The organism is Rhizobium sp. S152 (genome assembly GCF_030380735.1).
Taxonomy (GTDB): domain Bacteria; phylum Pseudomonadota; class Alphaproteobacteria; order Rhizobiales; family Rhizobiaceae; genus Rhizobium.
Map to the genome: position 1 here is coordinate 983,988 of NZ_JAUDRZ010000026.1, position 23,698 is coordinate 1,007,685.

Below are 23,698 nucleotides of genomic sequence, written 5' to 3' on the forward strand. Positions count from 1 at the left end.
TCTTTTTTATACATAGGAAATCGCGTTGATTAACTATTGCTTAATAAATGCAACCGTGAAAGGAATGTTTCGACTGTATCATTTCGCATCTGAAGCGAAGTTACGGCGCCCGTGAGTATGGGTTCAACCAGATCGTTCGAAACAGGAGGGACTTGTAATGAGAGGGATTGTTTTCGCGTCGACTACAGCGTTGAGTATTATTTTTGCTTCTACAGCATTTGCAGGAAGCAATACTGTTTATCTTGGCCAGAGTGGCAATAACCAGAACGCCAACATTACCCAGAACGGCAACAACAACTGGGTTGGCACGAGCACCAGCAATCCGTTCATTCAGGAAAACGGCAGCGGCAGCGGCGGCAACAAGCTGCTCGTCAAGCAGTCCGGCAGCAGCAACGCCATCGGTTGGCTTGGAACGGCGAAGCAGTCCGGCACCAACAACAACGCGGACATCACGCAGGACGGTTCGGGCGGTGATGTGGAAATCCTGCAGATCGGCACCAACAACGGCAACGCCGGCATCATCAACAACTACGATTCCCCGAAGGGCGGCATCTATCAGTCCGGCACCTGGGGTAAGATCGCGGTTGCCCAGATCGGCTCATCCAACGACTTCAACATCAAGCAGGCCGGCAACACCAACAACACGGAGCTGGCGCAATTCGGCAGCGACCTGAAGGCAGTCGTTCGCCAATCGGTGAACGGCGGCTCTGATTCGCACATCGACAGCGTTCCGAATGCACGGCCCGGCTACCTACCGTATGTGACGGCAAGCCCAGACTATCCGTCCAGCGCCCTCGGCGCACACGGCACGATCAAGATCAACCAGGGTATCGCGACCGGCAGCGCCTCGTCCGATTTCGCTTACGCGGCCCAGGGTGGTGGTGCGTGGAACACCATGACGCTTTGGCAGGACGGCACGCAGCAGACTGCTGCTGTCTGGCAGAAGGGCGATGGGAACTCGGCGGAATCGCACCAGTACGGCTATAGCAACTCGCTCGGCAAGGTGAACGGCTACACCCACAAGACGGCGCCGTTCTTCCAGCTCGGGACAGGCAACCAGCTCGTGAACTACCAGTTTGGTCACGATAACGTCGTTACGGGCCTGCAGAACGGTGTCTCGAACGTTGTCAGCACCGTTCAGTACGGCAGCTATTCATCTGCGAACTTCCTTCAGGATGGTTCGACCAACAAGGCCTACAACACCCAGTATGATATTGCGAACGCGTCGGTAACCCAGCTCGGAAGCAATAACTACAGCCTTGGAACACAATCTGGCGGCGGCTGGGGCACCTATGCCAACAACGCCACCATCAGCCAGGACGGCAGCAACAACAGCTCCGTTTACACGCAAAGCGGCACCGCCAACACGCTGACGGTCTCGCAGACCGGTAGCTATAACGCCTCGACGGTCGCTCAGACCGGCGGTGGCAACCAGGCTGTTATCCAGCAGAACTAACACAACTCATAAGGCGAGGCGTTCGCGCCTCGCCTCCTTCCCGAAATGCACTGAGGGAGAAGTGCGCGATGGATGCTGTCGATACCGGGTCTCCGCCCGTCATTTCCTGCCAGATCGAGGCCGACAAGTCGCGCGGCACGATCAACGTGCACGGCAAGATCATCAGCATTTCGCCCGCCAGCGGCCGCTACATCTTCGAGATGAAGAAGGAAGGCAAGAGCGGCAGTTCCTCCATCCAGCAATCCGGCAATTTCAGCCTCTCCGTCGGCGAGACGGTCGGCGCCGGCCAGAGCTCGACCGATTTCCGCAAAGGCACGCGCGTGCGGGCCAAGCTGACCGGCGAAGGTCTCGGCCAGAAGTTCAGCTGCGATTTCGACGAGATTTCCGAATGAGGCGCACGACGATGTTTTACCGCACCGCCGCAGTCGCGGCATTTGCCGTCATGATGGCACTCTCCGGCGCCGCGGCCCAGGAGGCCGCCGTCGTGAATTCCGAATACACCGACATCTCGAACTACCTCGTCAGCCCGGGAGATGCCGGGACCGAGGCATCGTCGAGCCGCCATGCCGGGGGCTCCGGCTACAACTCCGCGAGCGTCAACCAGGTCGGCCTTAACAACAGCACCTCGGTCATCCAGCTCGGCTATGCCAATACCACGACGCAGACGCAGGTCGGGATCAACAACGTTTCGGCGCTGACCCTGACCGGCAGCGGCAACACGATCTCCACGCTGCAGGTTGGCAATTCCAACAGTTCCAGCCTGAACATAGCCGGCAGCAACAACACCATTTCGCAGACCCAGATCGGATCCAATCTCGGCTACGGCCTTGAGACGACCAAGAGCGGCCAATCCTTCTCCGTCCAGCAAATAGGAAGAAAATAGCCATGAGGATGCGTGTACTTGTAACTGCCTTCGCTGCGTTCTCCGTGAGCGCCTATGGCTCTTTTGCCGGCGCGCTGGTCTATCAGCCGGTCAACCCGGCCTTCGGCGGCAGCCCGCTCAATGGCAGCTGGCAACTATCGCAGGCCCAGGCCCAGAACCAGTATACGAACAGCGGCAAGTCGTCCGCCCTGTCGAGCGCGCTCACACCGGGCCAGATCTTCGCCAGCCAGCTGACCAGCCAGCTCTACGGGTCGCTCGCCAACCAGATCACCGAGGCCCTGTTCGGCGCCAACGCCCAGCAGAGCGGCACCTACACGCTGGCCGGCACGACGATCTCCTTCGTGCGCGTCGGCGGCGAGATCCAGATCGCCATCAACGACGGCACCTCCGTAACCAACATCACCGTTCCAGCAGCACCGTGAAGCGTCCCATGCGTCATCTCGTAAAACCGGTAATATCCTGCATTCGCGGGGCGATACTGATCGGCACGCTTATTCTGGCCGGCTGCGTCCAGGACAGCCAGACGCGCGAGCCGCTCGAGGAGCGCCCGATCGTGGCGCGCCCGTCGCCGACGGCGATCAACCTCGAAAACCTTCCGCCGCCGCAGCGCAAGGTCAGCATCGCGGTCTACCAGTTCCCCGATCTCACCGGCAAGAACGAGCCGAACGAGAACGTCGCCGTCTTCTCGCGCGCCGTCACCCAGGGCGGCTCGGGCCTGATCATCGATGCCTTGAAGCGGGCCGGCAACGGCAACTGGTTCACGGTGGTCGAGCGCACCGGCCTCAACGATCTCTTGCAGGAACGCCAGCTGATCCGGGCGACCCGCCAGGAATACAGCGCCGATATCGCCAAGCCCCTGCCCCCGATCCTCTTCGCCGGGCTTCTGGTGCAGGGCGGCATCCTCACCTATGACGCCAACACCATCACCGGTGGCGCCGGCGCCAATTTCCTCGGCATCGGCGGCGACGTTCAGTATCGCCGCGATGTCGTCACGGTCGGCGTCCGCATCGTCTCGGTGCAGAGCGGCGAGGTCCTGTCCAGCGTCACCACGACGAAGACCATCTATTCGGCCGGCATTAACGCCAATGCCTACAAGTTCGTCTCCGTCGACAAGCTGCTGCAGATCGAGGCCGGCGTCACCCGCAACGAGCCGACCCAGTTCGCCGTTCGTCAGGCGATCGACCTCGCGGTCTATGCCGCGATCATCGAAGGCGTGCGCAACGGCATCTGGAACTTTGCCGATCCCGGTGTCGGCGACGCGCTGGTGAAGCAATATATCGAGCGCGACAAGCCGAGCGAGGCCGTCCCCACCAAAGTCGCCGATCTCGGCGCCACGCCAAAGCTCTGACGTAATCTGGCCACCCCGCCGCCTGCGCCGCCGGAAGCCGGCGCGGGGGGCGGACACATGTTCCAAAGACGGTCGACCGGCAAGGGCGGACGCGTGAGCCGACTCCGCGCGCAGTCCCTCGACGCCCGAAATCATTCCCGCACCGCGCGTGGAAAATCATCATCTGCTTATGTTTTAAGCTGAGGCAACCATTGCCACGCGACAACGCCGCGCCACCTTCCCTTAAATGCTTAGTTTTTCGGCTGTTTTTCGCGATAGCTAGGATTTTATAAATCTGCCATTCGAACTGAGCATGGTTCTTGCATTGCTTCCTGCGTTGTACTCAAATGAAGAAAAAAGGGGAGCCACACCTTTGGCATTTGATGAAATGATCACCGGGGACGAAAGTCCGCGACAGCCATATGAAAAATACTTTGAGTGGTACAATAATCAGGATCGCGCGCATCTGATCGCCAAGTCCCGCGATGCGGAAAACATCTTCCGCAAGACCGGCATCACCTTCGCCGTTTATGGCCACGCCGACAGTTCCGAAAAGCTCATCCCCTTCGACATCATCCCCCGCGTCATCTCCGGCCGGGAGTGGCGCAAGCTCGCCCAGGGCATCGAACAGCGCGTCATCGCCCTCAACGCCTTTCTGGACGATATCTACCACAAGCAGGAAATCATCCGCGCCGGCCGCATCCCGCGCGAGCTCATCGAGCGCAACGACACCTTCCTGCCCGAGATGATCGGCTTCCGCCCGCCGGGCGGCGTCTACACCCACATCGTCGGCACCGACATCGTGCGCACCGGCGAGGACCAATTCTACGTCCTGGAAGACAATGCCCGCACGCCATCAGGTGTCAGCTACATGCTGGAAAACCGAGAGACGATGATGCACATGTTCCCGGAGCTGTTCCACGAGAACAAGGTGCGCCCGGTCGAGGACTACCCCTATCTCCTGCGCCAGTCGCTCGCCTCGCTCGCCCCTCCCGGCTGCAAGGGCAAGCCGCGCGTCGCAATCCTGACGCCGGGCATCTACAATTCCGCCTATTACGAGCATTCCTTCCTCGCCGACACCATGGGCGTCGAGCTGGTCGAAGGCTCGGACTTGCGCGTCATCGACGGCAAGGTGAAGATGCGCACGACGCGCGGCTATGAGGCGATCGACGTGCTCTACCGCCGCGTCGACGACGACTTCCTCGACCCCCTCACCTTCCGCCCGGATTCGGCGCTGGGCATTCCCGGCATCATGGACGTCTACCGCTCCGGCAACATCACGATTGCCAACGCGCCGGGCACCGGCATCTGCGACGACAAGGCGATCTATTCCTACATGCCCGAGATCGTCGAGTTCTACACCGGCCGCAAGGCCATCCTCGAGAACGTGCCGACCTGGCGCTGTTCGGAAGACTCCAGCCTCAAATACGTGCTGGAACATCTCGAAGAGCTCGTCGTCAAGGAAGTGCACGGTTCCGGTGGCTACGGCATGCTGGTCGGCCCCACGGCGTCGAAGAAGGAACGCGCCGAGTTCGCGGACAAGCTCAAGGCGCGGCCGAGCAACTATATCGCCCAGCCGACGCTGTCGCTCTCCACCGTGCCGATCCTCGTCAACAAGGGCATCGCGCCCCGTCACGTCGATCTTCGTCCCTATGTGCTGGTCTCCGACAAGGTGCAGATCATCCCCGGCGGGCTGACCCGCGTCGCCCTCAAGCAGGGCTCGCTCGTGGTCAATTCAAGCCAGGGCGGCGGCACCAAGGACACCTGGGTATTGGAGGATTGATCTGATGCTCGGAAGAACCGCAAACGGCCTCTACTGGATGTTCCGTTACATCGAGCGCGCCGAAAACATCGCACGCCTGATCGACGCCGGCATCCGCATGTCGCTGACCAGAAGCAGTGGCAGCGACGACAACTGGGACGGCGTGCTGCAGAGCGCAGGCGTCCGCGAAGCCTATGACGACGGCCATTCAAAGCTCACCGGCCCCGACGCCATCGACTACCTGCTGCGCGACCGCACCAACCTGTCGAGCGTCATGTCCTGCGTCGATTTCGGCCGCAACAACGCCCGCATGGTGCGCACGGCGCTGACCCGCGAGACCTGGGAAGCGACCAACGAGTTCTGGATCGAGCTCAAGGATCTGCTGTCAAAGCGACTGAAGCCGGCCGATCTGCCGCAGGCGATCGACGTGATCAAGCATCGCGCCGGGCTGATCCGCGGCGCGCTGCACGGCTCCATGTTGCGCAACGAGCTCTACAACTTCGCCCGCATCGGCACCTTCATCGAACGCGCCGACAACACCAGTCGCATCCTCGATGTGAAATATTACGTGCTGCTGCCGGCGGTGTCGGCCGTCGGCACCTCGATCGACAACGTCCAATGGGAATCGATCCTGCGCTCGGTATCCGCCCACCGCTCCTACAGCTGGGCCTATGATGGCGAATACCGGGCGATGAACATCGCCGACTTCCTGATCCTCAACGGCCAGATGCCGCGTTCGCTCGCCTATTGCTACGAGAAGATCACCAGCGAACTCGGCCACCTCGCCACCGATTACGGCGAACGGCTGCAGGCGCACGACACCGCCGACGCGATCCGCAAGTCGCTGAAGACGCGCGTCATCAAGGACATCATGGACCAGGGCCTGCATGAGTTCCTGGAGGACTTCGTCACCCGCAACAACCAGCTCGGGCAGGAAATATCCGACGGTTACAGGTTCTATGCATAGGCGGATCCGGACATGAAACTCAAGATTAGCCACATCACCGAGTACCGCTACGACGAGCCCTCCGCCTTTTCGCTGCAACGCCTGCGGCTGACGCCGCCGACCTTTCCCGGCCAGACCGTCGGCAACTGGTCGCTGCATGTTGAGGGCGCCAAGCCGGAGGTCGAGTATGACGACCAGTTCGGCAATCACGTCAACCTCGTGTCGCTGGAGGGCGAGCAGCAGGTGACGCGCATCGTCGCCGAGGGCGAGGTGGAAACCGCCGATCTCAACGGCGTCATCGGTCCGCACACGGGTTTCTGCCCGCTTTGGCTTTTCCTGCGCGACACGCCGAAGACCAAGCCCGGCAAGCTGGTGAAGGAGCTGATCAAGGGCATCAGCGGTGACAGCGAACTGGCGCGCATGCACGACCTGATGGCCGCGATTCACGAGACCGTGACCTACCTGCCCGGCACCAGCGATGTCGAAACCACGGCGGAACAGGCGCTGGAGAGGAAGAGCGGCGTCTGCCAGGATCACGCCCACATCTTCGTGGCTGCCGCCCGCGCGCTTGGTATTCCGGCCCGCTATATCTCGGGATATCTGATGATGGAGGAAAAGGTCGAGCAGGCGGCAACGCATGCCTGGGCCGAAGCTCATATCCCCGGTCTCGGCTGGGTCGGTTTCGATCCCGCCAACAAGATCTGCCCCGACGAGCGCTACGTGCGCCTCGCCTCCGGCCTCTCTTACAAGGATGCCGCACCGGTTTCGGGCATGCGCATTGGCACGCCGGGCGAAAAGCTGGAGGTGATCGTCAAGGTCGCCGACCAGGGGCAAAGCCAGAGCCAGAGCTGAGATACCAAATCAGGTGATAGAAAAGCCGGCGGCATTGAAGCCCCGCCGGCTTTGTCTTGACTAGGCGTAGACCTTGAAGCGGGCGCTATCGTCCATGAAGCTTTTCTCGCTGAAGGAACCGGAGTTCGCTCCGAACGGCATCTGTGCGCGCAGCTTCCACGATGCCGGGATATCCCAGGCGGTCGCGATTTCGGCATCGGCCAGCGGGTTGTAGTGCTGCAGGCTGGCGCCGATATCGGAGGCGGCGAGCGCCGACCAGACGGCGAACTGCGCCATTCCGCTGGACTGTTCCGACCAGATCGGGAAGTTGTCGGCGTAGAGCGCGAATTTTTCCTGCAGGCCCTTCACCACGTCCTGATCCTCGAAGAAGAGAACCGTGCCGGCGCCGGCGGCGAAGCTGTTGATCCGCTTTTCGGTGGATTCGAACGAATCCGCCGGCACGATCTTGCGCAGCGCGTCCATGACGAAGCCCCACAGCTTTTCGCTTTCCGCGCCGTAGAGAACGAGCACGCGCGAGCTCTGCGAGTTGAAGGAGGACGGCGTGTGCTTGACCGCATCCTGAATGAGCTTGGTGGTCTCGTCCTGGGAAATCGGCAGGGTCTTGCCGAGCGCATACTGGCTGCGGCGCTTCTTGATGGTCTCGATGAGAGTATTGGTCATTTCGAAAATCGTCCTCTGTCTCTGAATACGCCCGGCCACCGCTGGGAGACGCGGCGACGCAGGACGACCTCAAGAGATAGAGGACGCAGGAGCGGATGGATATTGCAATGCAGCACAAAATACCGATTTCTCGGGATTTTTCGCAACTGTGTAATTCTGAACACTATCAATCGTTTGAGATCGTAGCGTCAGTCAAACTCCGGAACCCGCCCCGATTGAAACAGGATGATCGAAGGCCCGTTTTCGCCAATCGCGACGTTGGACTCCTTGCTCCAGACGATGACACCGGCGTAGTCGTTGACCATCGTTTCGGCGACGTAGACGGCGGTTTCCTCGCGCTTCATGATGCGCGGTTCGAATGCCGGCATCAAGACGCCGTCGCCGTCCAGATTGAACGCGCTCAACACGATCAGCTTTCGCACTCCCGGCATGTCGCCCTCCTGTCCGCCATAACGGCGCGGAGGCCGCTTTCGTTCCACCACGGAAATGAGACGAGACAAGAAAACTGCGGTGATCGGCAGCGCCGTCAGGGTACCGTTTATACGTGATTTCTAAACCATAAAATCATCGCGGTGATTGCAGCTTTGCCGTGTCTCACTCATGCTTGTCAGGGTCTTTCGCAAATGAGGGGTATAATGCATGCCGGACATTCGCCCGCCACGCCTTGCCGTACTGATCGATGCCGACAACACGCCAGCGAAGATCGCCGATAGGCTGTTCGAGGAAATCGCCAAAATCGGCGAAGCGAGCGTGCGCCGCATCTATGGCAATTTCGCCGACGAGCGCTTGAAGGGTTGGACCGACGTGCTCACGCGCCACGCCATCATCCCGCAGCAGCAATTCGCCTATACCACCGGCAAGAACGCCACGGACATAACGCTCGTCATCGACGCGATGGACCTGCTGCATAGCGGCCGCTTCGACGGCTTCTGCTTGGTGTCTTCGGACAGCGACTTCACCCGGCTTGCGTTGCGCATCCGCGAACAGGGGCTTGATGTCTTCGGCTTCGGCAACAAGAAGGCGGCCGAGAGTTTTCAGAAGGCCTGCCGGCGGTTCACCCACGCCGAAAACCTGCATCAGCCCTCCCCTTCGAACCTGGCCGATACTACGCAGTCGAAGCCGGTGCCACAATCGCCGAAGACGGCGACGCCAATCATCCTGAAGGCTATTACCGAAATGAAGAGCGATGATGGCTGGGTGGCTCTCTGCGGCGTCGGCAGCCAGATTGTCAGTCTGTCGCCGAATTTCGATTACAAAGCCTACGGCTCCAAGACGTTGAGCGATCTCGTTCGCAACACCAACGCGTTCGAACTCGACCAAGCCAAAGGACGCATCAGGCCCAAGCCGGCATCACAAAAGGCGAACTGACGGAACGCCCGCCCGCTTCAATGAAACGGCCGCACCTCCACCGGTGCCCGGCAGGCCACGGCCGCCTTGCGTCCCCAGGCGAGCGCCGCCTCTCGATCGGCGACATCGAGCACCCAGAACCCGCCGACATGCTCCGGGGTCTTCAGATAAGGCCCATCGCTCGCCCGAACGTCGCCATCGGCCTGCACGACAAGCGCCACCGCGCGCTGCGGCGGCTGAAGCCCGCCGACGAAGACCCTGATGCCAGCGGCCTTCATCTCGTCGTTCAACGCGTCGATATCCTGCCCCATCGCCGCGTCCTCCGAGACGGCGGGGTCATAGTCATCAGGATGATGGATCGCAACGAGGTACTGGGTCATGGCCTGTCCTTTCGGGTTCGCGGGGGGATGCTGTTCGCCCTCGCCTTTTAAGACGAATGCAAATGCCGGAATCCGACAATCCTCGGCGGCTCGCCGTGGCATTGCCTGATCACCAAGCGCAATCTAATATGCATTGCGTTCACTGCCAGCTGATCGAGGGGGCCGACTTCATGCAGCTTGTGGAGCACAATTCCGCTCAGGCGTTTCTCGATTTCCTCCGGCCATCGTCAGAGCGATGGTGGAACCCCGTCACCGGACGGCAGTCTCACGTCTTTCGCGGGCACGCGGACGCTTCCTGGAAGCTGCAGCCGAAGGGTTGGAGGCCATTCGGCGCCAACCCGGAGGTCGAGGCGCTCTACCGGGCGGTACGATGGTCCCTGACCGGAAGCAAGACCGCCGGAGAGGTCACCCATTCCGATATGGCGAGGCTTTGGCGCTTCACGCTTGCCGAGGCAGCGATCCAGTTTGCGTCGCTTGGCCGGAGCGTCGGCTTGGAGATCCCGTGGCAGGTGGAAAACAGCCTCATCGCATCGCCGAGGCAGGATGTTCCCTTCATCGATCTTTCGCTCCTCGCGCTCGCTCAACATCATGGCGTGCCGACACAGCTCCTGGACTGGTCCGACGATCCGCTGACATCCGCGTTCTTCGCCGTCGATGATCCCGAGCTTCCCACCGATCTCTGCGTATGGGCCCTTGAGATCGAGAAGGTGCCGAGCGGGAAGACCACCAATTATCGGCTGAAGATGGCGCCCAATATCGGGAATGCCAACATCAGAGCGCAAAGCGGCTTGTTCCTGGCTTTCGACCAGGGTCCGCATCTGGACACCTTGTTCGACGGCCAGTGGCCGAGCTTCGAGAGCGAGGAATTGCTTTCGGCAGCTTTGATCCAGGTGAGATTGCCTGCGAGCGAGAGGCCAACTCTGCATGAACTGCTTCTTCGCGAAAATAGAAGCAAGGCGCATCTAATGCCGTCGTGGGATAACGTCGCTGAAACGGTGCGCATCGAATGGGCCACCGGCCTGCTTTGGGGCAGTTCCCAATAGTCATTGGCGGTCATCGCCTCGACTGCTCATCAAAATCGAAAAGGCGGAGCTTTCGCCCCGCCTCCCCGGCAATTCACGCGATCGAAAGCGATCGCTTAGTGGCTGTCCTTGCCGACAGCGCTGCCGCGGCAGCCCTTGAGGAAGTCGAGGTCGGCGCCGGTGTCGGCACCTTCGACGTGCTGCTGGTGCAGGAACGCATAGCCCGAGGTCGGCAGCTCGTGCTGCGGCTTCCACTCGGCCAGACGGCGCGCCATCTCTTCGTCCGAAATATCGACATGCAGGCGGCGGTTCGGGACGTCGAGCTCGATCATGTCGCCGTTCTTGATGACGGCGAGCGGACCGCCGACGGCGGCTTCCGGCGAGGTGTGCAGCACGACGGTCCCATAGGCGGTGCCGGACATGCGGGCATCGGAGATGCGCACCATGTCGGTGATACCCTTCTTCAGCACCTTGGGCGGAAGACCCATGTTGCCGACTTCGGCCATGCCAGGATAACCCTTCGGACCACAGTTCTTCATGACCATGACGCAGGTCTCGTCGATGTCGAGATTGTCGTCGTTGATCTTCGCCTTGTAGTCGTCGATGTCCTCGAACACCACGGCGCGGCCGCGATGCGTGAGCAGATGCGGCGAAGCGGCCGACGGCTTCAGGACCGCGCCCTTCGGCGCCAGGTTGCCGCGCACGACGACGATGCCGCCCGACTGCGTCAGCGCCTTTTCGGCCGGCAGGATGACGTCCTCGTTCCAGTTGACGACGTCCTTGACCTCGTCCCACATGGTTTCGCCCGAAACAGTCAGCGCATCCTTGTGCAGCAGGCCGGCCTCGCCGAGGCGCTTGATGACGACAGGCAGGCCGCCGGCATAGAAGAACTCTTCCATGAGGTATTTGCCCGATGGCATCAGGTTGACGATGGTCGGCACATCGCGGCCGCAACGGTCCCAGTCGTCGAGCGTCAGGTCGATGCCGACGCGGCCCGCCATGGCGAGCAGATGGATGACGGCATTGGTCGAACCGCCGATCGCCGCGTTGGTGCGGATGGCGTTCTCGAAGGCCTGCTTGGTCATGATGTCGGATGGCTTCAGGTCGTCCTTGACCATCTGCACGATGCGGCGGCCGGTGAGCTGAGCCATGACCTTGCGGCGGCTATCGACACCAGGGATCGCGGCATTGCCCGAGAGAGCCATACCGAGCGCTTCGGCCATCGACGCCATGGTGGACGCGGTGCCCATGGTGTTGCAGGTGCCCGACGAACGGCTCATCGATGCCTCGGCTTCGAGGAACTCCTCCTGCGTCATCTCGCCGGCCTTGACCATTTCAGAGAACTTCCACAGGTGCGTGCCGGAGCCGACGCGCTCGCCACGGAAGTAGCCGTTCAGCATCGGGCCGCCAGTGACGACGATCGACGGAAGGTCAACGGAGGCGGCGGCCATCAGAAGCGACGGCGTGGTCTTGTCGCAGCCGACCATCAGCACACAGCCGTCCATCGGCTGGCCGCGGATGGTTTCCTCGATCGAAAGCGCCGCAAGGTTGCGGTACATCATTGCCGTCGGGCGGAAGGTGTTTTCGGATGCCGAGAATACCGGAACCTCCATGGGGAAGCCGCCGGCCTCCCAGATGCCGGCCTTCACCTTCTCCGCCAGTTCGCGCAGATGGCCGTTGCACGGCGTCATGTCCGACCAGGTGTTGAGGATGCCGATGACCGGGCGTCCGTCGAACAGGTCGTGCGGGTAACCCTGGTTCTTCATCCAGCCGCGGTGATAGATGACGTCGCGGCTGGTGCCGCCGTACCATTCCTGCGATCGAAGCTTACGCGGCCATTCCGCTTTCTTGAACATTTTCTCTTTGCCTTTTTGGGGGATGTCGGACGTCCTCGCGACGACCCGGATCACCAGTTGTCCGTCAGGCCAGCGTGTAGCTGGTCTTGACCGTTGTGTAGAATTCCGCGGCGTACTTGCCCTGCTCGCGCGGGCCATAGGAGGAGCCCTTGCGGCCGCCGAACGGAACGTGGAAATCAACCCCTGCCGTCGGCAGATTGACCATCACCATGCCGGCTTCGGCGTTGCGCTTGAAATGCGTCGCATGCTTGAGGCTTGTCGTCGCGATGCCGGAAGACAGGCCGAACGGCGTGTCGTTGGCCGTCGCCAGCGCCTCTTCGTAATCCTTGACGCGGATGACCGAGACGACGGGACCGAAGATCTCTTCGCGGGAAATACGCATCTGGTTGGTCGCTTCGGTAAACAGCGTCGGCTGCAGATAGAAGCCGGGCGTGTCGCGCGTGATCAGCTCACCGCCGAAGGCGAGCTTCGCGCCTTCCTTTTTGCCGATCTCGATATAATCGGTGTCGGTCTTCAGCTGCCGCTCGTCGACGACAGGGCCGATATGCGTCCCTGATTTCAGGGCGTTGTCGACGACAAGCGTCTCGAGCTTGGCCGTCAGCGCCGCCACGAACTTGTCGTGAATGCCTTCGGTCACGATCAGGCGCGACGAGGCCGTGCAGCGCTGGCCGGTCGAGAAGAAGCCGGAATTGGCGGCGGCCTCGACGGCGACGTTGAGGTCGGCATCGTCGAGAACCACCATCGGGTTCTTACCACCCATTTCCAGCTGGAACTTGCGGTTATGCTCGATCGAGGCAGCGGCAACGCGCTTGCCGGTGCCGGTCGAACCGGTAAAAGTGATGCCCGCGACATCGGGGCTGTCGAGCATGGCCTGGCCGACGACCGAGCCCTTGCCCATGACGAGGTTCAACACACCCTTCGGCAAGCCGGCGCGGTTCAGGATATCGACGATCGCCCAGGAGCAGGCCGGAACCAGTTCCGCCGGCTTGAAGACGATGGTGTTGCCGTAACAGAGCGCCGGCGCGATCTTCCAGGCCGGAATGGCGATCGGGAAATTCCACGGCGTGATGATGCCGATGACGCCGAGCGGGTCTCGGGTGATCTCGACGCCGATATTGGGGCGAACGGAAGGAATGGTTTCGCCGGCAAGGCGCAGCGCTTCGCCTGCGAAGAATTCGAAGATCTGGCTGGCGCGGATGGTCTCGCCGATCGCTTCGGGCAGCGTCTTGCCCTCCTCGCGGGCAAGCAGAGCACCGAGCTCGTCCTTGCGCGCCATGATCTCGTCGCCGGCCTTCTTCAGGATGACGTGGCGCTCCCAGATGCCGGAGCGCGACCAGGCCGGAAAGGCGGCCTTGGCGGCCGCGATGGCGTTCCTGGTGTCCTCGGCGGAACCATCGGCATAAAGGCCGACGACTTCGTTCGTATCTGACGGATTGATATTCTTCGTCGCGTTGGCGCCGACCCATTCGCCGCCGATCAGGTTCTGATAAATGGTCATGGGTTGCCTCCTCTAACGCTTGTGAAAATGGCCCGGTCGTTGATGCCGCCGGGCCACCGGAATTTCAGAGCTGCTTGACGACGATCTCTTCTTCGGCGTCGATCTTCAGCGGGTTGCGCAGCGGCAGGCCGAAGTCAGCAACCTCGATTTCGAAGACGTCGCCTTCTTCCGTCTTGATGCCTTCGGCGAACGACAGCGTCGCGGTACCGAACATATGCACGTGAACGTCGCCGGGCACACGAAACAGGCCATACTTGAAGTGGTGGTATTCGAGATTCGCGAAGGTGTGCGACATGTTCGCCTCGCCCGAGAGGAAGGGCTTCTCGAAGATCACCTGATCGCCGCGCTTGATGCGCGAGGTACCGCGGATATCCTCAGGCGCCGCACCGATGCGGATCTCCGGGCCGAAGCTTGCCGGACGCAGCTTGGAATGCGCGAGGTAGAGATAGTTCTGGCGCTCCGTGACGTGGTCGGAGAACTCGTTCGACAGCGCGAAACCGATGCGGAACGGCGTGCCGTCCTTTGCGATCACGTAGATGCCGGCCATCTCGGGCTCTTCGCCACCGTCGAGCGCAAACGACGGGGAGACGAGTGCTGCACCCGGAGCAACCGCGCCGTAGCCGTTGCCTTTGTAGAACCACTCGGGCTGAACACCCTTTTCGCCTGATTTCGGCTTGCCGTTCTCAAGACCCATCTTGAACATCTTCATCGAGTCCGTCAGCGTTTCTTCGGCGGCCTCGGAGGTCTTCTTGTGCATGCTGTCACGCGTCGCGGCGGAGCCGAGATGCGTCAGGCCCGTGCCAGTCAGGTGCAGGTGAGCGGCATCAGGATGCGTCATCGGTGCCAGGAAGCGGCCTTCGGCATAAGCTTTTTCGAGATCGACAGCATCGCCGAGCCCATGCGCTTCGATGACCGATACCAGCGACTTGCCGGCGTTCGCTGCTTCCATGGCGAGCGCATAGACGCTGCCTGCGTCGTTGACGGCTTTCGCGGCACCGCCCGGCTCGCGTACGGCGACGACGATCTCTCCGTTCGAACCCTTGATCTGCGAAATAAGCACGGCCTTCATCCTTCTTTCGATTGCGCGGAATGTGCTTCGCCATTCCGGCTCCCGCGGGAGCCGGATGTGCAAGTTCATTTCACCGCGAATTCATGTCACTACGAATAGGTGGGCAGCGCCGAAGCGCTTAGCCCTTGTTCTTGTTGTAGACGTCGAAGAACACGGCTGCGAGCAGCACGAGACCCTTGACCATCTGCTGGAAGTCGATGCCAAGGCCGACGATCGACATGCCGTTGTTCATGACGCCCATGATGAACGCGCCGATGACGGCACCGGTGATCTTGCCAACGCCGCCGGATGCCGAGGCACCGCCGATGAAGCAGGCCGCGATGACGTCGAGCTCGAAGCCGACGCCGGCCTTCGGCGTTGCCGAGTTCAGGCGCAGCGCCACGATCATGCCGGCGAGACCAGCCAGAACGCCCATGTTGACGAAGGTGAAGAAGCTGAGGCGTTCGGTGTTGATGCCGGAAAGCTTCGTTGCCTTCTCGTTACCGCCCATGGCGTAGATGCGGCGGCCGATCGTCGTGCGGCGCGTGACGAAGGCATAGGCCGCGATCAGCACCAGCATGACGACGAGTACGTTCGGCAGGCCGCGATAGGTCGACAGCAGGTAGCCGAGGGCGACGATCGCCAGCGAAACGATGACGTTCTGCGCGATGAAGAAGCCCATCGGCTCGACATCGATGCCGTGGCTCTCGTTCACCTTGCGGCGGCGCCAGGCGAGGTAGAACAGGATAACCGGCAGGATGACGGCAAGCACCAGCGAGGTAAGCTGCGTCGGCACGCCGAAGATATCGACCATATCGCCAGGCAGGAAGCCCGTGGAGATGACCTGGAATTCCTTCGGGAACGGACCGATGTTCTTGCCGCCGAGAACGGTGAGCGTCAGGCCGCGGAACACCAGCATGCCGGCCAGCGTCACGATGAAGGACGGGATGCGGTGATAGGCGATGAAATAACCTTGCGCCGCACCGATAAGGCCGCCGACGACGAGGCAGAGCAGCGCCGCGAGCCAGAAGTTCATGCCCCAGGATACGGTAAAGATAGCCGCCAGCGCGCCGACGAAGGCGACGATGGAACCGACCGATAGATCGATATGTCCTGCCACGATGACGAGCAGCATGCCGAGCGCCATGATGACGATGAACGAGTTCTGCAGGACGAGGTTCGTCAGGTTGACCGGCTTGAACAGGATACCGCCAGTGTAGAACTGGAAGAATACCATGATCGCGACGAGCGCGATCAGCATGCCGTATTCCCGGATGTTGCCGCGGATGTAATCGACGACGGAAACGACGTTGCTTTCCTCGTGACTGGTCGGGTTGACAGGAGTCATTGTTTCTTCTCCCCAGAGCGCATGATGGCGCGCATGATGGTTTCTTGGCTCGCTTCGCCCTTCGGCAGTTCAGCGACGATGCGACCTTCGTTCATCACATAGATGCGGTCGCAGTTGCCAAGCAGTTCCGGCATTTCCGACGAGATCATCAGAACGCCTTTTCCATCGGCAGCAAGCTGGTTGATGATAGTATAGATTTCATATTTTGCACCCACGTCGATCCCGCGGGTCGGCTCGTCGAGGATCAGCACGTCGGGATCCGAGAAGAGCCACTTGGACAGAACCACCTTCTGCTGGTTTCCGCCCGACAGGTTCACGGTCTCCTGGTAGATGCCGGAAGAGCGGATACGCAGCTTCGACCGGTAGTCGGTAGCGACCTTGCTTTCCTTGATCCCGTCGATGACGGTGCCATTCGAAATGCCGGCCAGGTTGGCAAGCGAGGTGTTGTGCATGATGTTGTCGGCCAGCACGAGACCGAGATGCTTGCGGTCTTCGGTAACATAGGCAAGACCGGCATCGATCGCCTTGCGGACGGTGCTGGTGTCGGCCTGCTTGCCGTCCACATAGACCTCGCCCGATATCTTGTGGCCATAGGCCTTGCCGAACACGCTCATCGCGAATTCCGTGCGCCCTGCCCCCATCAGGCCGGCGATGCCGACGACCTCGCCCTTGCGGACGTTGATGTTGATGTCGTGCAGGACCTGGCGATCCCGATGCTGCTGATGGAACGCGTTCCAGTTCTTCACTTCGAAGATAGTCTCGCCGATCGGCACCGAGCGCGGCGGATAGCGGTCCTCGAGATCGCGGCCCACCATGTTGCGAATGATGGTGTCCTCGCTGATCTCTTCCTTGTGACAGTCCATCGTCTTGACCGTCATCCCGTCGCGCAGGACCGTGATCTGGTCGGCGACCTTGCGGATTTCGTTTAGCTTGTGGGAGATGATGATCGACGTGATGCCCTGCTTGCGGAACTCGATGAGGAGGTTGAGCAGTGCATCGGAATCGCTTTCGTTGAGCGAAGCCGTCGGCTCGTCGAGAATGAGCAGCTTGACGCTCTTGGACAGCGCCTTGGCGATTTCCACGAGCTGCTGCTTGCCGACGCCGATATCGGTCACGAGGGTGTTGGGAGATTCGCGCAGGCCTACCTTGGCAAGCAGCTGCTTCGTACGGTTGAAGGTGGTTTCCCAGCTGATGACGCCGCTCTTCGCATTCTCGTTGCCGAGGAAGATGTTTTCCCCGATCGAGAGCAGCGGTACGAGCGCCAGTTCCTGGTGAATGATGACGATGCCGATCTCTTCGGAGTCCTTCAGGACTTTGAAGTTGCGAACGTTGCCGTCGTAGAAGATCTCCCCTTCATAGGTGCCCGCGGGGTAGACACCGGAAAGAACCTTCATCAGGGTCGACTTGCCGGCCCCGTTTTCCCCCACAACTGCGTGGATTTCACCCTGACGAACCTTGAGGTTCACATTCTCGAGCGCCTTTACGCCCGGGAACGTCTTGGTGATGTTCCGCATTTCGAGGAGTGTATTTTCCATGATCATAATCCAGCGCCACGGCCGGAAAATCGGCCAGGCGTTCTAAGAATCGGAAACCGGAACCCGCGCAAATGCACGGGTTCCGGCGGTCGTCTGATTACTTCAGCTGGTCTTCGGTGTAGTAGCCGCTGTCGATAAGGACGGTCTTGTAGTTGTCCTTGGTGACGGCAACCGGCTTCAGCAGGTAGGACGGAACGACCTTCACGCCGTTGTCGTAGGTCTTGGTGTCGTTGACTTCAGGCTCCTTGCCGGACATGACGGCATCAACCATGGCAACGGTAACCTTCGCCAGTTCGCGGGTATCCTTGAAGATCGTGGAATACTGCTCGCCTGCGATGATCGACTTGACGGAAGGAACTTCCGAGTCCTGGCCGGATACGACCGGGAGCGGCTGATCGCCGGAACCATAGCCTACGCCCTTGAGCGAGGAAATGATGCCGATGGACAGACCGTCGTAAGGCGACAGAACGGCATCGACCTTGGCGTCGGTGTAGTTAGCCGACAGCAGGTTGTCCATGCGAGCCTGGGCCGTTGCCGGGTCCCAACGCAGCGTGCCGACCTTGTCCATGCCGGTCTGGCCGGACTTCACGACGAGCTTGCCGCTGTCGATGTAGGGCTGCAGGACGGACATCGCGCCATCGTAGAAGAAGAAGGCGTTGTTGTCGTCAGGCGAACCGCCGAAGAGCTCGATGTTGAACGGGCCCTTGCCGTCCTTGAGGCCGAGCTTGTCGACAATGGTGCCGGCCTGAAGAACGCCGACCTGGAAGTTGTCGAAGGTGGCGTAGTAGCTGACGTTGCCGGAATCACGGATCAGGCGGTCATAGGCGATGACCTTGATGCCTGCGTCGGCAGCCTTCTGCAACACGTCGGACAGCGTGGTGCCGTCGATCGAAGCGATGACGAGAACCTTCGCACCCTTGGTGACCATGTTCTCGATCTGCGACAGCTGGTTCGGAATATCGTCGTCGGCATACTGCAGATCGGTCTGGTAACCGGCGGCTTCGAGCTGCTTGACGATGTTGTTGCCGTCGTCGATCCAGCGAGCCGAAGACTTGGTCGGCATCGCGATACCTACGAGGCCCTTGTCCTGCGCCATGGCAGGCATGACAAACGAAGCGACACCAAAAGCGGCCGCAGCCATCAATGAGATAATGGATTTCATTTCTCTCTCCCTTGTTAATAGAACGACGGACGACAAGTCGCCCGCCCCGAAACTGTGGCAGGTTTCGTATTGGATAATACTTCAGCTAGCGAGAAACGAAGTAGGTCTCCTCCACGCTCTCACACGTGTTGAGTGCCAACCAGCACACGGCGGCAAACTGGTATGGATTCCTATATCTGTCAAATAGAATAACTGGCAAAGGGCATAACAAATTTGGTATATCGTTAAAAAGTATTACTTTTGATGGAGCGCAGTGAGGAGGCTGCAACCATGGAGTTCAATTCAGGGCATGTGGCATTAGCGAACGTGGATATACATACTGACATTTTTGGTGATGACGGCCTTCTGCGGGCGGGACTCAAGCTGAATCACCTGCGCATGATCGTCGCAATCGAAGATAGCGGACAGATTTCCGCGGCTGCCGAGGCTTTGAACATTTCACAGCCCGCAGCATCGAGAATGCTGTCGGAAATGGAGTCGATCATGAAGACTCCGCTCTATGAGCGCATCGCCCGTGGTGTGGCGCTCACGACCTTCGGCACGGCACTCGCAAGACGTGCGCGCAAGATCCTCCTGGAACTCCGGGAGGCGAACCGGGAAATCGGCGAACTGAAGACCGGAAAGGGCGGCTCGGTGTTCGTCGGCGCCGTCACCGCGCCGGCCATGAGCCTGGTCGTTCCGGCCATCAAGGAAGTGCGCGGCACCTATCCCGGTATCGAGGTGAACATCCAGGTGGAGACCAGCAACGTGCTCGCCCGCGAGCTTCTCGCCGCCCGCCACGACTTCATCATCAGCCGCATACCCGACGACCTCAACCCGCGGCTTTTCGAAGTGCAGGAAATCGGCGTCGAGCGCGCCTGCCTGATCGTACGCAGCGGCCATCCACTTCTTGAGAAGGGCGTTGCCAGCATGGTTGACCTTCCCGGCTACGACTGGGTGTTCCAGCCGCCCGGCACGCTTCTCAGGCGCACGATCGAGGATCTCTTCCTCACCGAAGGCGTGCGGCTGCCTGAAAACATCGTCAACACATCCTCCCTGCTGTTGACCTGCGCCATCATCTGCCAGACCGACGCCATCGCCCCGATCGCCATCGACGTCGCGCAGTTCCTGGCGACTCAGCAGTCGAAAGCGGCCGATGTCCGGATCCTGCCGATCGATTTCGACATCAATGTGCGGCCCTATAGTCTCATCACCGCGAGGGAACGCGAGATGCCCCCAAGTGCGCGGCTGCTCTATGACATGGTGCTGGCCGAAAGCCGCAAGCTCGGCTGACAAGCCCCGCACCATCTTGGCCTGACGTAATACGCCACCGAAAGAGGAGGCCAGATGCTGTTCGGTCAATCACTATTCCAGTCCGTGCTCGACCGCCTGAAGGCGGACGAGGACGAACTGGCGGACGAAGACCAACCGGCGGCACCCCGCGTGCACGGCTTCAACACCGGCCTGGCTTTCGATGTGATGGAAGGGGTATCGGTCGCGGCGGCGCGTCCGGACCGGGCCTATGTCGACAATCTCGAGCCGGATTTGCCTGAGGATGATACCAAACCGGGGGCGCCGCCCGAGCCGGAACCCGAACCGATCATGCCGGAACACCTGCTGCGCCTCTCGCCGCAGGAAATCGCCGCCGAACTCGCCATCTCGCCGAGCGATACGATCCAGAGCCTCGGCGAAAAGCGACGCCTCTTCGCGAAGTCCAACCACCCCGACAGCGTCGCCGTGCCCTTCCGCGACAATGCCACGCAACGAATGATGACGGCGAACCTGCTGATCGACGCCGCGATCCGTCGCGTCAACCGCTGATCAATCTTTCGGCTTGGGCTTGCCGGCCTCGTCCGCCGCATCGTTCGCGTCATCCTCTACTGCCGTTTCCGGCAAGGCTGAAGGGTCGAGCGGCTTGTAGTTCCAGAACAGCATGTAGGCGGCATAGACGCCGGCGCCGCAGGAGAGCACGCCCCAGAAGGGATCGCCTTTCGTGAATTCGAGCACGGACCAGCCGAGGCAGACGCCGACAATCAGAATGCGGACCCAGAGCGGGCGGTAGGCCGGATGGTTCGGATCGATCAGTTGCATGTCACTCCCACGCGTAATTTTGTTCGGTGTCTTTAGGATGAAATGTGAAAATGTGAAAGGGCGACGGGCTTGACGTCATCAGGATAAGATGGAATGAAAATTCCACAATGTTATGAATTCGGTTTATTTGTTCCGAATCCTAGGGAGGTACGCATGACAGTCAGATTTGGTCTTCTCGGCGCGGGGCGCATCGGCAAGGTTCACGCGAAGGCGGTCAGCGCCGACGCCAACGCCAAGCTCGTCGCGGTCGCCGACGCATTCCCGCAGGCAGCCGACGCGATCGCATCCGCCTATGGCTGCGAAGTCCGCACCATCGAAGCGATCGAGGCGGCCAAGGACATCGACGCCGTCGTGATCTGCACGCCGACGGACACTCATGCGGACCTGATCGAGCGCTTCGCCCGCGCCGGCAAGGCGATCTTCTGCGAAAAGCCCGTCGATCTCTCCGTTGAGCGCGTCAAGGCCTGCATCAAGGTCGTGGAGGAGACCAAGGGCAAATTGATGGTCGGCTTCAACCGCCGCTTCGACCCCCATTTCATGGCCGTGCGCAAGGCGATCGACGACGGCCGCATCGGCGACGTCGAGATGGTGACGATCACCTCGCGCGACCCGGGTGCCCCGCCGGTCGATTACATCAGGCGCTCCGGCGGCATCTTCCGCGACATGACGATCCACGATTTCGACATGGCCCGCTTCCTGCTCGGCGAGGAGCCGGTCGCGGTCACGGCAACAGCCGCCGTTCTCGTCGACAAGGCGATCGGGGAAGCCGGCGATTACGACAGCGTCTCCGTCATCCTGCAGACCAAGTCCGGCAAGCAGGCGATCATCTCCAATTCCCGCCGTGCCACCTACGGCTACGACCAGCGCATCGAAGTGCATGGCTCGAGCGGCATGGTGTCCGCCGAAAACCAGCGCGCTGTCTCGATCGAGGTCGCCAATGGCGAAGGCTACACCCGCCCGGCGCTGCACGACTTCTTCATGACTCGCTACACCGAAGCCTACGCCAACGAAATCGCAAGCTTCATCGCCGCCATCGAAAAGGGCGCGACAATCACACCATCGGGCGCCGATGGCCTTGCCGCGCTGGTTCTGGCCGACGCCGCCGTGCAGTCGGTGAAGGAAGGCAAACTGATCAAGATCGGCTGACGGCCCTCTCCCGACCGAAAGCCAACTGCGAGATGGCCGGGCCCCTGCCCGGCCATCTCTCGTTTGCGCATTCGCAAAAAGTGAACGGCCGGCACGGGGCCGCGAGAAACCCTGCGACGCCTCATATATTAGCAATCTTGGCACCGGGATCGATCCTGCGCCGGTCAGCCATGCGGAAATGAGGGTTGGATTTCCCGATCGGATCGGCCATCAATGGCCACCTCGACGATATGGGAACCACACCATGGCGGATGTATCGAGCTCTTCTGGCCGTATCGGCAGTCTCGACGGGTTGCGCGGCATCGCCGCATTATGGGTGTTGATCGGTCACGCCATGCTGCTCACAGGATGGCACCTGCCGCTGATCGGGGATCCCGATCTCGGCGTCGATCTCTTCATCATGCTCTCCGGCTTCCTGATGGTGTTTCACTATCAGCTGCGCGAGAACAAGAAACCTTGGACCGATGTCACGACCTGGTCGAGCTTCTGGACGCGGCGGTTCTTCCGCATCGCGCCGCTTTACTATGTGATGCTGGCGGTCGCCGTCGCGCTCGGCCCGATCGTCTTCCAGAGCCGCATGACGATCGACCATTTCCTTGGCGTTACGCCGCAGCTGCCGGAACGCTATCTCGACGCCAGCCTGAAGAACATCATGCTTCATCTGAGCTTCCTCTTCGGCCTGTCGCCGGCGCATGCCTTCCGCACGCCGCTGCCGGACTGGAGCATCAGCCTGGAAATGCAGTTCTACGCCGCGTTTCCCTTCCTGATGTTGATCTCTCGCCGGCTCGGATGGCTGAAGGGCACGATCGGCTTCGTACTTGCGGGCGTCGCCTTCGCATCGGCGATCCGCGCCGCCGGCATCAACTTCCCGATGCCCGCCTTCCTGCCCCTGAAGCTGCACGTCTTCGCGGCCGGCATGCTGCTTGCCGGCGCGCTCAATGCCAGCCGTGGCCGTGCGCTTGCCCATTTCGCCCTCGCGCTCGCCTTCGTCGTCATCCCGATCGGCGGCGGCATGACGCTGATGCGCGAGATCGTCCGACTGCTGCTCGTCATCGCCTTCTTCGCCCTGATCTTCCACGCCCACCTGCCGCGCCCTTTCGCCGGCCTCATGAACCGACTGTCGGATGTTATGGGCAACCGCTTCTGCCATGAGCTCGGCGAACTCTCCTTCGGCGTCTATCTGATCCACCTGCTGATCATGCAGCCCGCCATCGCCTACCTGATCCACGCCTATGGCCACGATATCAGCGATTTTAGGCGGTTTCTGCTGTCCGTGGCGATCACCATCCCGATCACCTACGCGCTGTCGGCGATCGGCCACAGATTCATCGAGATGCAGGGCCAGAAGATAGGCAGGACGCTCACCCGACGCAGGGCGCCGGCGCTGCCGTAGTGCCGGC

At 61.0% G+C, this 23,698-nt stretch carries 24 protein-coding genes; 14 read left to right on the forward strand and 10 right to left on the reverse strand.

All coding sequences use genetic code 11. From position 1 onward, the window contains the following. The first annotated feature begins 157 nt into the window (after window positions 1–157). The 8 genes from QTL95_RS23950 (at window position 158) to QTL95_RS23985 (ending at window position 7,226) form a co-directional block, all read left to right on the forward strand. Window positions 158–1,456, forward strand: a complete 1,299-nt coding sequence (locus QTL95_RS23950) for a hypothetical protein (RefSeq protein WP_289722370.1) — start codon at window positions 158–160, stop codon at window positions 1,454–1,456. Between the two features lie 68 nt (window positions 1,457–1,524). Continuing rightward, window positions 1,525–1,848, forward strand: coding sequence for a curli-like amyloid fiber formation chaperone CsgH (gene csgH, locus QTL95_RS23955; protein WP_289722371.1), 324 nt, complete (start codon window positions 1,525–1,527; stop codon window positions 1,846–1,848). Continuing rightward, window positions 1,845–2,339: a hypothetical protein gene (locus QTL95_RS23960; protein WP_289722372.1), complete on the forward strand. Its 495-nt coding sequence runs from the start codon at window positions 1,845–1,847 to the stop codon at window positions 2,337–2,339. The genes csgH and QTL95_RS23960 overlap by 4 nt, the downstream gene beginning before the upstream one ends. Window positions 2,340–2,341: 2 nt before the next feature. Next, complete coding sequence (locus QTL95_RS23965; protein ID WP_289722373.1) at window positions 2,342–2,761, forward strand: curli production assembly/transport component CsgF; 420 nt, start codon at window positions 2,342–2,344, stop codon at window positions 2,759–2,761. Window positions 2,762–2,769: 8 nt separating this feature from the next. Continuing rightward, window positions 2,770–3,687, forward strand: coding sequence for a CsgG/HfaB family protein (locus QTL95_RS23970; protein WP_289722374.1), 918 nt, complete (start codon window positions 2,770–2,772; stop codon window positions 3,685–3,687). A 352-nt stretch (window positions 3,688–4,039) separates the two neighbouring features. After that, window positions 4,040–5,449 (forward strand): circularly permuted type 2 ATP-grasp protein, encoded by a 1,410-nt coding sequence (locus QTL95_RS23975; RefSeq protein WP_289722375.1) that lies wholly within the window; start codon window positions 4,040–4,042, stop codon window positions 5,447–5,449. Window positions 5,450–5,453: 4 nt separating this feature from the next. Beyond that, window positions 5,454–6,395, forward strand: a complete 942-nt coding sequence (locus tag QTL95_RS23980) for an alpha-E domain-containing protein (protein ID WP_289722376.1) — start codon at window positions 5,454–5,456, stop codon at window positions 6,393–6,395. A 12-nt stretch (window positions 6,396–6,407) separates the two neighbouring features. Beyond that, entirely contained in the window at window positions 6,408–7,226 is an 819-nt protein-coding gene (locus tag QTL95_RS23985) for a transglutaminase family protein (RefSeq protein ID WP_289722377.1), read from the forward strand. 60 nt (window positions 7,227–7,286) lie between these two features. Here the strand turns inward: QTL95_RS23985 and QTL95_RS23990 are convergent, their stop codons facing one another. After that, on the reverse strand, window positions 7,287–7,886 hold the full coding sequence (locus QTL95_RS23990) for a nitroreductase family protein (RefSeq protein WP_289722378.1): 600 nt from the start codon (window positions 7,884–7,886) through the stop codon (window positions 7,287–7,289). Window positions 7,887–8,074: 188 nt separating this feature from the next. After that, a complete protein-coding gene (locus QTL95_RS23995) occupies window positions 8,075–8,317 on the reverse strand; it encodes a hypothetical protein (protein WP_289722379.1) in 243 nt (80 codons plus the stop codon). A 208-nt stretch (window positions 8,318–8,525) separates the two neighbouring features. On the opposite strand from QTL95_RS23995, the gene QTL95_RS24000 reads away from it, so the two are divergent. Further along, a complete protein-coding gene (locus QTL95_RS24000) occupies window positions 8,526–9,254 on the forward strand; it encodes an NYN domain-containing protein (protein WP_289722380.1) in 729 nt (242 codons plus the stop codon). Between the two features lie 17 nt (window positions 9,255–9,271). On the opposite strand, the gene QTL95_RS24005 is transcribed toward QTL95_RS24000, so the two are convergent. After that, window positions 9,272–9,613 (reverse strand): YciI family protein, encoded by a 342-nt coding sequence (locus QTL95_RS24005; protein ID WP_289722381.1) that lies wholly within the window; start codon window positions 9,611–9,613, stop codon window positions 9,272–9,274. Window positions 9,614–9,783: 170 nt separating this feature from the next. Here QTL95_RS24005 and QTL95_RS24010 point away from each other — a divergent pair, with 170 nt between their 5' ends. Continuing rightward, on the forward strand, window positions 9,784–10,656 hold the full coding sequence (locus tag QTL95_RS24010) for an FRG domain-containing protein (RefSeq protein WP_289722382.1): 873 nt from the start codon (window positions 9,784–9,786) through the stop codon (window positions 10,654–10,656). Window positions 10,657–10,751: 95 nt separating this feature from the next. Here the strand turns inward: QTL95_RS24010 and araD are convergent, their stop codons facing one another. The 6 genes from araD to chvE all read right to left on the reverse strand — a co-directional run bounded on the left by araD (window position 10,752) and on the right by chvE (window position 19,082). Next, window positions 10,752–12,491, reverse strand: a complete 1,740-nt coding sequence (gene araD, locus QTL95_RS24015; protein WP_289722383.1) for an L-arabinonate dehydratase — start codon at window positions 12,489–12,491, stop codon at window positions 10,752–10,754. A 64-nt stretch (window positions 12,492–12,555) separates the two neighbouring features. Continuing rightward, the gene (locus QTL95_RS24020; protein WP_289722384.1) at window positions 12,556–13,989 is read right to left on the reverse strand and encodes an aldehyde dehydrogenase family protein; all 1,434 of its coding nucleotides are present in this window, start codon (window positions 13,987–13,989) and stop codon (window positions 12,556–12,558) included. Between the two features lie 64 nt (window positions 13,990–14,053). After that, window positions 14,054–15,049 (reverse strand): AraD1 family protein, encoded by a 996-nt coding sequence (gene araD1, locus QTL95_RS24025; protein WP_289722385.1) that lies wholly within the window; start codon window positions 15,047–15,049, stop codon window positions 14,054–14,056. A gap of 127 nt (window positions 15,050–15,176) precedes the next feature. Beyond that, the gene (mmsB, locus tag QTL95_RS24030; RefSeq protein WP_289722386.1) at window positions 15,177–16,385 is read right to left on the reverse strand and encodes a multiple monosaccharide ABC transporter permease; all 1,209 of its coding nucleotides are present in this window, start codon (window positions 16,383–16,385) and stop codon (window positions 15,177–15,179) included. Then, window positions 16,382–17,920, reverse strand: coding sequence for a multiple monosaccharide ABC transporter ATP-binding protein (mmsA, locus tag QTL95_RS24035; RefSeq protein ID WP_289722387.1), 1,539 nt, complete (start codon window positions 17,918–17,920; stop codon window positions 16,382–16,384). Before mmsA ends, mmsB begins: the two co-directional genes overlap by 4 nt. Before the next feature lie 97 nt (window positions 17,921–18,017). Beyond that, window positions 18,018–19,082: a multiple monosaccharide ABC transporter substrate-binding protein gene (gene chvE, locus QTL95_RS24040; protein WP_289722388.1), complete on the reverse strand. Its 1,065-nt coding sequence runs from the start codon at window positions 19,080–19,082 to the stop codon at window positions 18,018–18,020. Window positions 19,083–19,325: 243 nt separating this feature from the next. Here chvE and QTL95_RS24045 point away from each other — a divergent pair, with 243 nt between their 5' ends. Both QTL95_RS24045 and QTL95_RS24050 read left to right on the forward strand, forming a co-directional pair. Then, window positions 19,326–20,354, forward strand: a complete 1,029-nt coding sequence (locus QTL95_RS24045; protein WP_289722389.1) for a LysR family transcriptional regulator — start codon at window positions 19,326–19,328, stop codon at window positions 20,352–20,354. A gap of 54 nt (window positions 20,355–20,408) precedes the next feature. Then, window positions 20,409–20,882: a hypothetical protein gene (locus QTL95_RS24050; protein ID WP_289722390.1), complete on the forward strand. Its 474-nt coding sequence runs from the start codon at window positions 20,409–20,411 to the stop codon at window positions 20,880–20,882. Here QTL95_RS24050 and QTL95_RS24055 read toward each other — a convergent pair whose 3' ends face one another. Beyond that, a complete protein-coding gene (locus QTL95_RS24055) occupies window positions 20,883–21,152 on the reverse strand; it encodes a hypothetical protein (protein ID WP_289722391.1) in 270 nt (89 codons plus the stop codon). Between the two features lie 153 nt (window positions 21,153–21,305). Here QTL95_RS24055 and iolG point away from each other — a divergent pair, with 153 nt between their 5' ends. Continuing rightward, the gene (gene iolG, locus QTL95_RS24060) at window positions 21,306–22,298 is read left to right on the forward strand and encodes an inositol 2-dehydrogenase (RefSeq protein ID WP_289722392.1); all 993 of its coding nucleotides are present in this window, start codon (window positions 21,306–21,308) and stop codon (window positions 22,296–22,298) included. 244 nt (window positions 22,299–22,542) lie between these two features. After that, window positions 22,543–23,691 carry an acyltransferase family protein gene (locus tag QTL95_RS24065; protein WP_289722393.1) on the forward strand — a complete coding sequence of 383 codons (1,149 nt, stop codon included), beginning with the start codon at window positions 22,543–22,545 and terminating at the stop codon, window positions 23,689–23,691. Window positions 23,692–23,698: the final 7 nt, after the last annotated feature.

Coding starts and splice junctions, on each gene's coding strand:
- QTL95_RS23950 (WP_289722370.1), top strand. CDS start 158: ATGAGAGGGATTGTTTTCGCGTCGACTACAGCGTTGAGTATTATTTTT.
- csgH (WP_289722371.1), top strand. CDS start 1,525: ATGGATGCTGTCGATACCGGGTCTCCGCCCGTCATTTCCTGCCAGATC.
- QTL95_RS23960 (WP_289722372.1), top strand. CDS start 1,845: ATGAGGCGCACGACGATGTTTTACCGCACCGCCGCAGTCGCGGCATTT.
- QTL95_RS23965 (WP_289722373.1), top strand. CDS start 2,342: ATGAGGATGCGTGTACTTGTAACTGCCTTCGCTGCGTTCTCCGTGAGC.
- QTL95_RS23970 (WP_289722374.1), top strand. CDS start 2,770: ATGCGTCATCTCGTAAAACCGGTAATATCCTGCATTCGCGGGGCGATA.
- QTL95_RS23980 (WP_289722376.1), top strand. CDS start 5,454: ATGCTCGGAAGAACCGCAAACGGCCTCTACTGGATGTTCCGTTACATC.
- QTL95_RS23985 (WP_289722377.1), top strand. CDS start 6,408: ATGAAACTCAAGATTAGCCACATCACCGAGTACCGCTACGACGAGCCC.
- QTL95_RS23990 (WP_289722378.1), bottom strand. CDS start 7,886: ATGACCAATACTCTCATCGAGACCATCAAGAAGCGCCGCAGCCAGTAT.
- QTL95_RS23995 (WP_289722379.1), bottom strand. CDS start 8,317: ATGCCGGGAGTGCGAAAGCTGATCGTGTTGAGCGCGTTCAATCTGGAC.
- QTL95_RS24000 (WP_289722380.1), top strand. CDS start 8,526: ATGCCGGACATTCGCCCGCCACGCCTTGCCGTACTGATCGATGCCGAC.
- QTL95_RS24005 (WP_289722381.1), bottom strand. CDS start 9,613: ATGACCCAGTACCTCGTTGCGATCCATCATCCTGATGACTATGACCCC.
- QTL95_RS24010 (WP_289722382.1), top strand. CDS start 9,784: ATGCAGCTTGTGGAGCACAATTCCGCTCAGGCGTTTCTCGATTTCCTC.
- araD (WP_289722383.1), bottom strand. CDS start 12,491: ATGTTCAAGAAAGCGGAATGGCCGCGTAAGCTTCGATCGCAGGAATGG.
- QTL95_RS24020 (WP_289722384.1), bottom strand. CDS start 13,989: ATGACCATTTATCAGAACCTGATCGGCGGCGAATGGGTCGGCGCCAAC.
- mmsB (WP_289722386.1), bottom strand. CDS start 16,385: ATGACTCCTGTCAACCCGACCAGTCACGAGGAAAGCAACGTCGTTTCC.
- mmsA (WP_289722387.1), bottom strand. CDS start 17,920: ATGGAAAATACACTCCTCGAAATGCGGAACATCACCAAGACGTTCCCG.
- chvE (WP_289722388.1), bottom strand. CDS start 19,082: ATGAAATCCATTATCTCATTGATGGCTGCGGCCGCTTTTGGTGTCGCT.
- QTL95_RS24045 (WP_289722389.1), top strand. CDS start 19,326: ATGGAGCGCAGTGAGGAGGCTGCAACCATGGAGTTCAATTCAGGGCAT.
- QTL95_RS24050 (WP_289722390.1), top strand. CDS start 20,409: ATGCTGTTCGGTCAATCACTATTCCAGTCCGTGCTCGACCGCCTGAAG.
- QTL95_RS24055 (WP_289722391.1), bottom strand. CDS start 21,152: ATGCAACTGATCGATCCGAACCATCCGGCCTACCGCCCGCTCTGGGTC.
- iolG (WP_289722392.1), top strand. CDS start 21,306: ATGACAGTCAGATTTGGTCTTCTCGGCGCGGGGCGCATCGGCAAGGTT.
- QTL95_RS24065 (WP_289722393.1), top strand. CDS start 22,543: ATGGCGGATGTATCGAGCTCTTCTGGCCGTATCGGCAGTCTCGACGGG.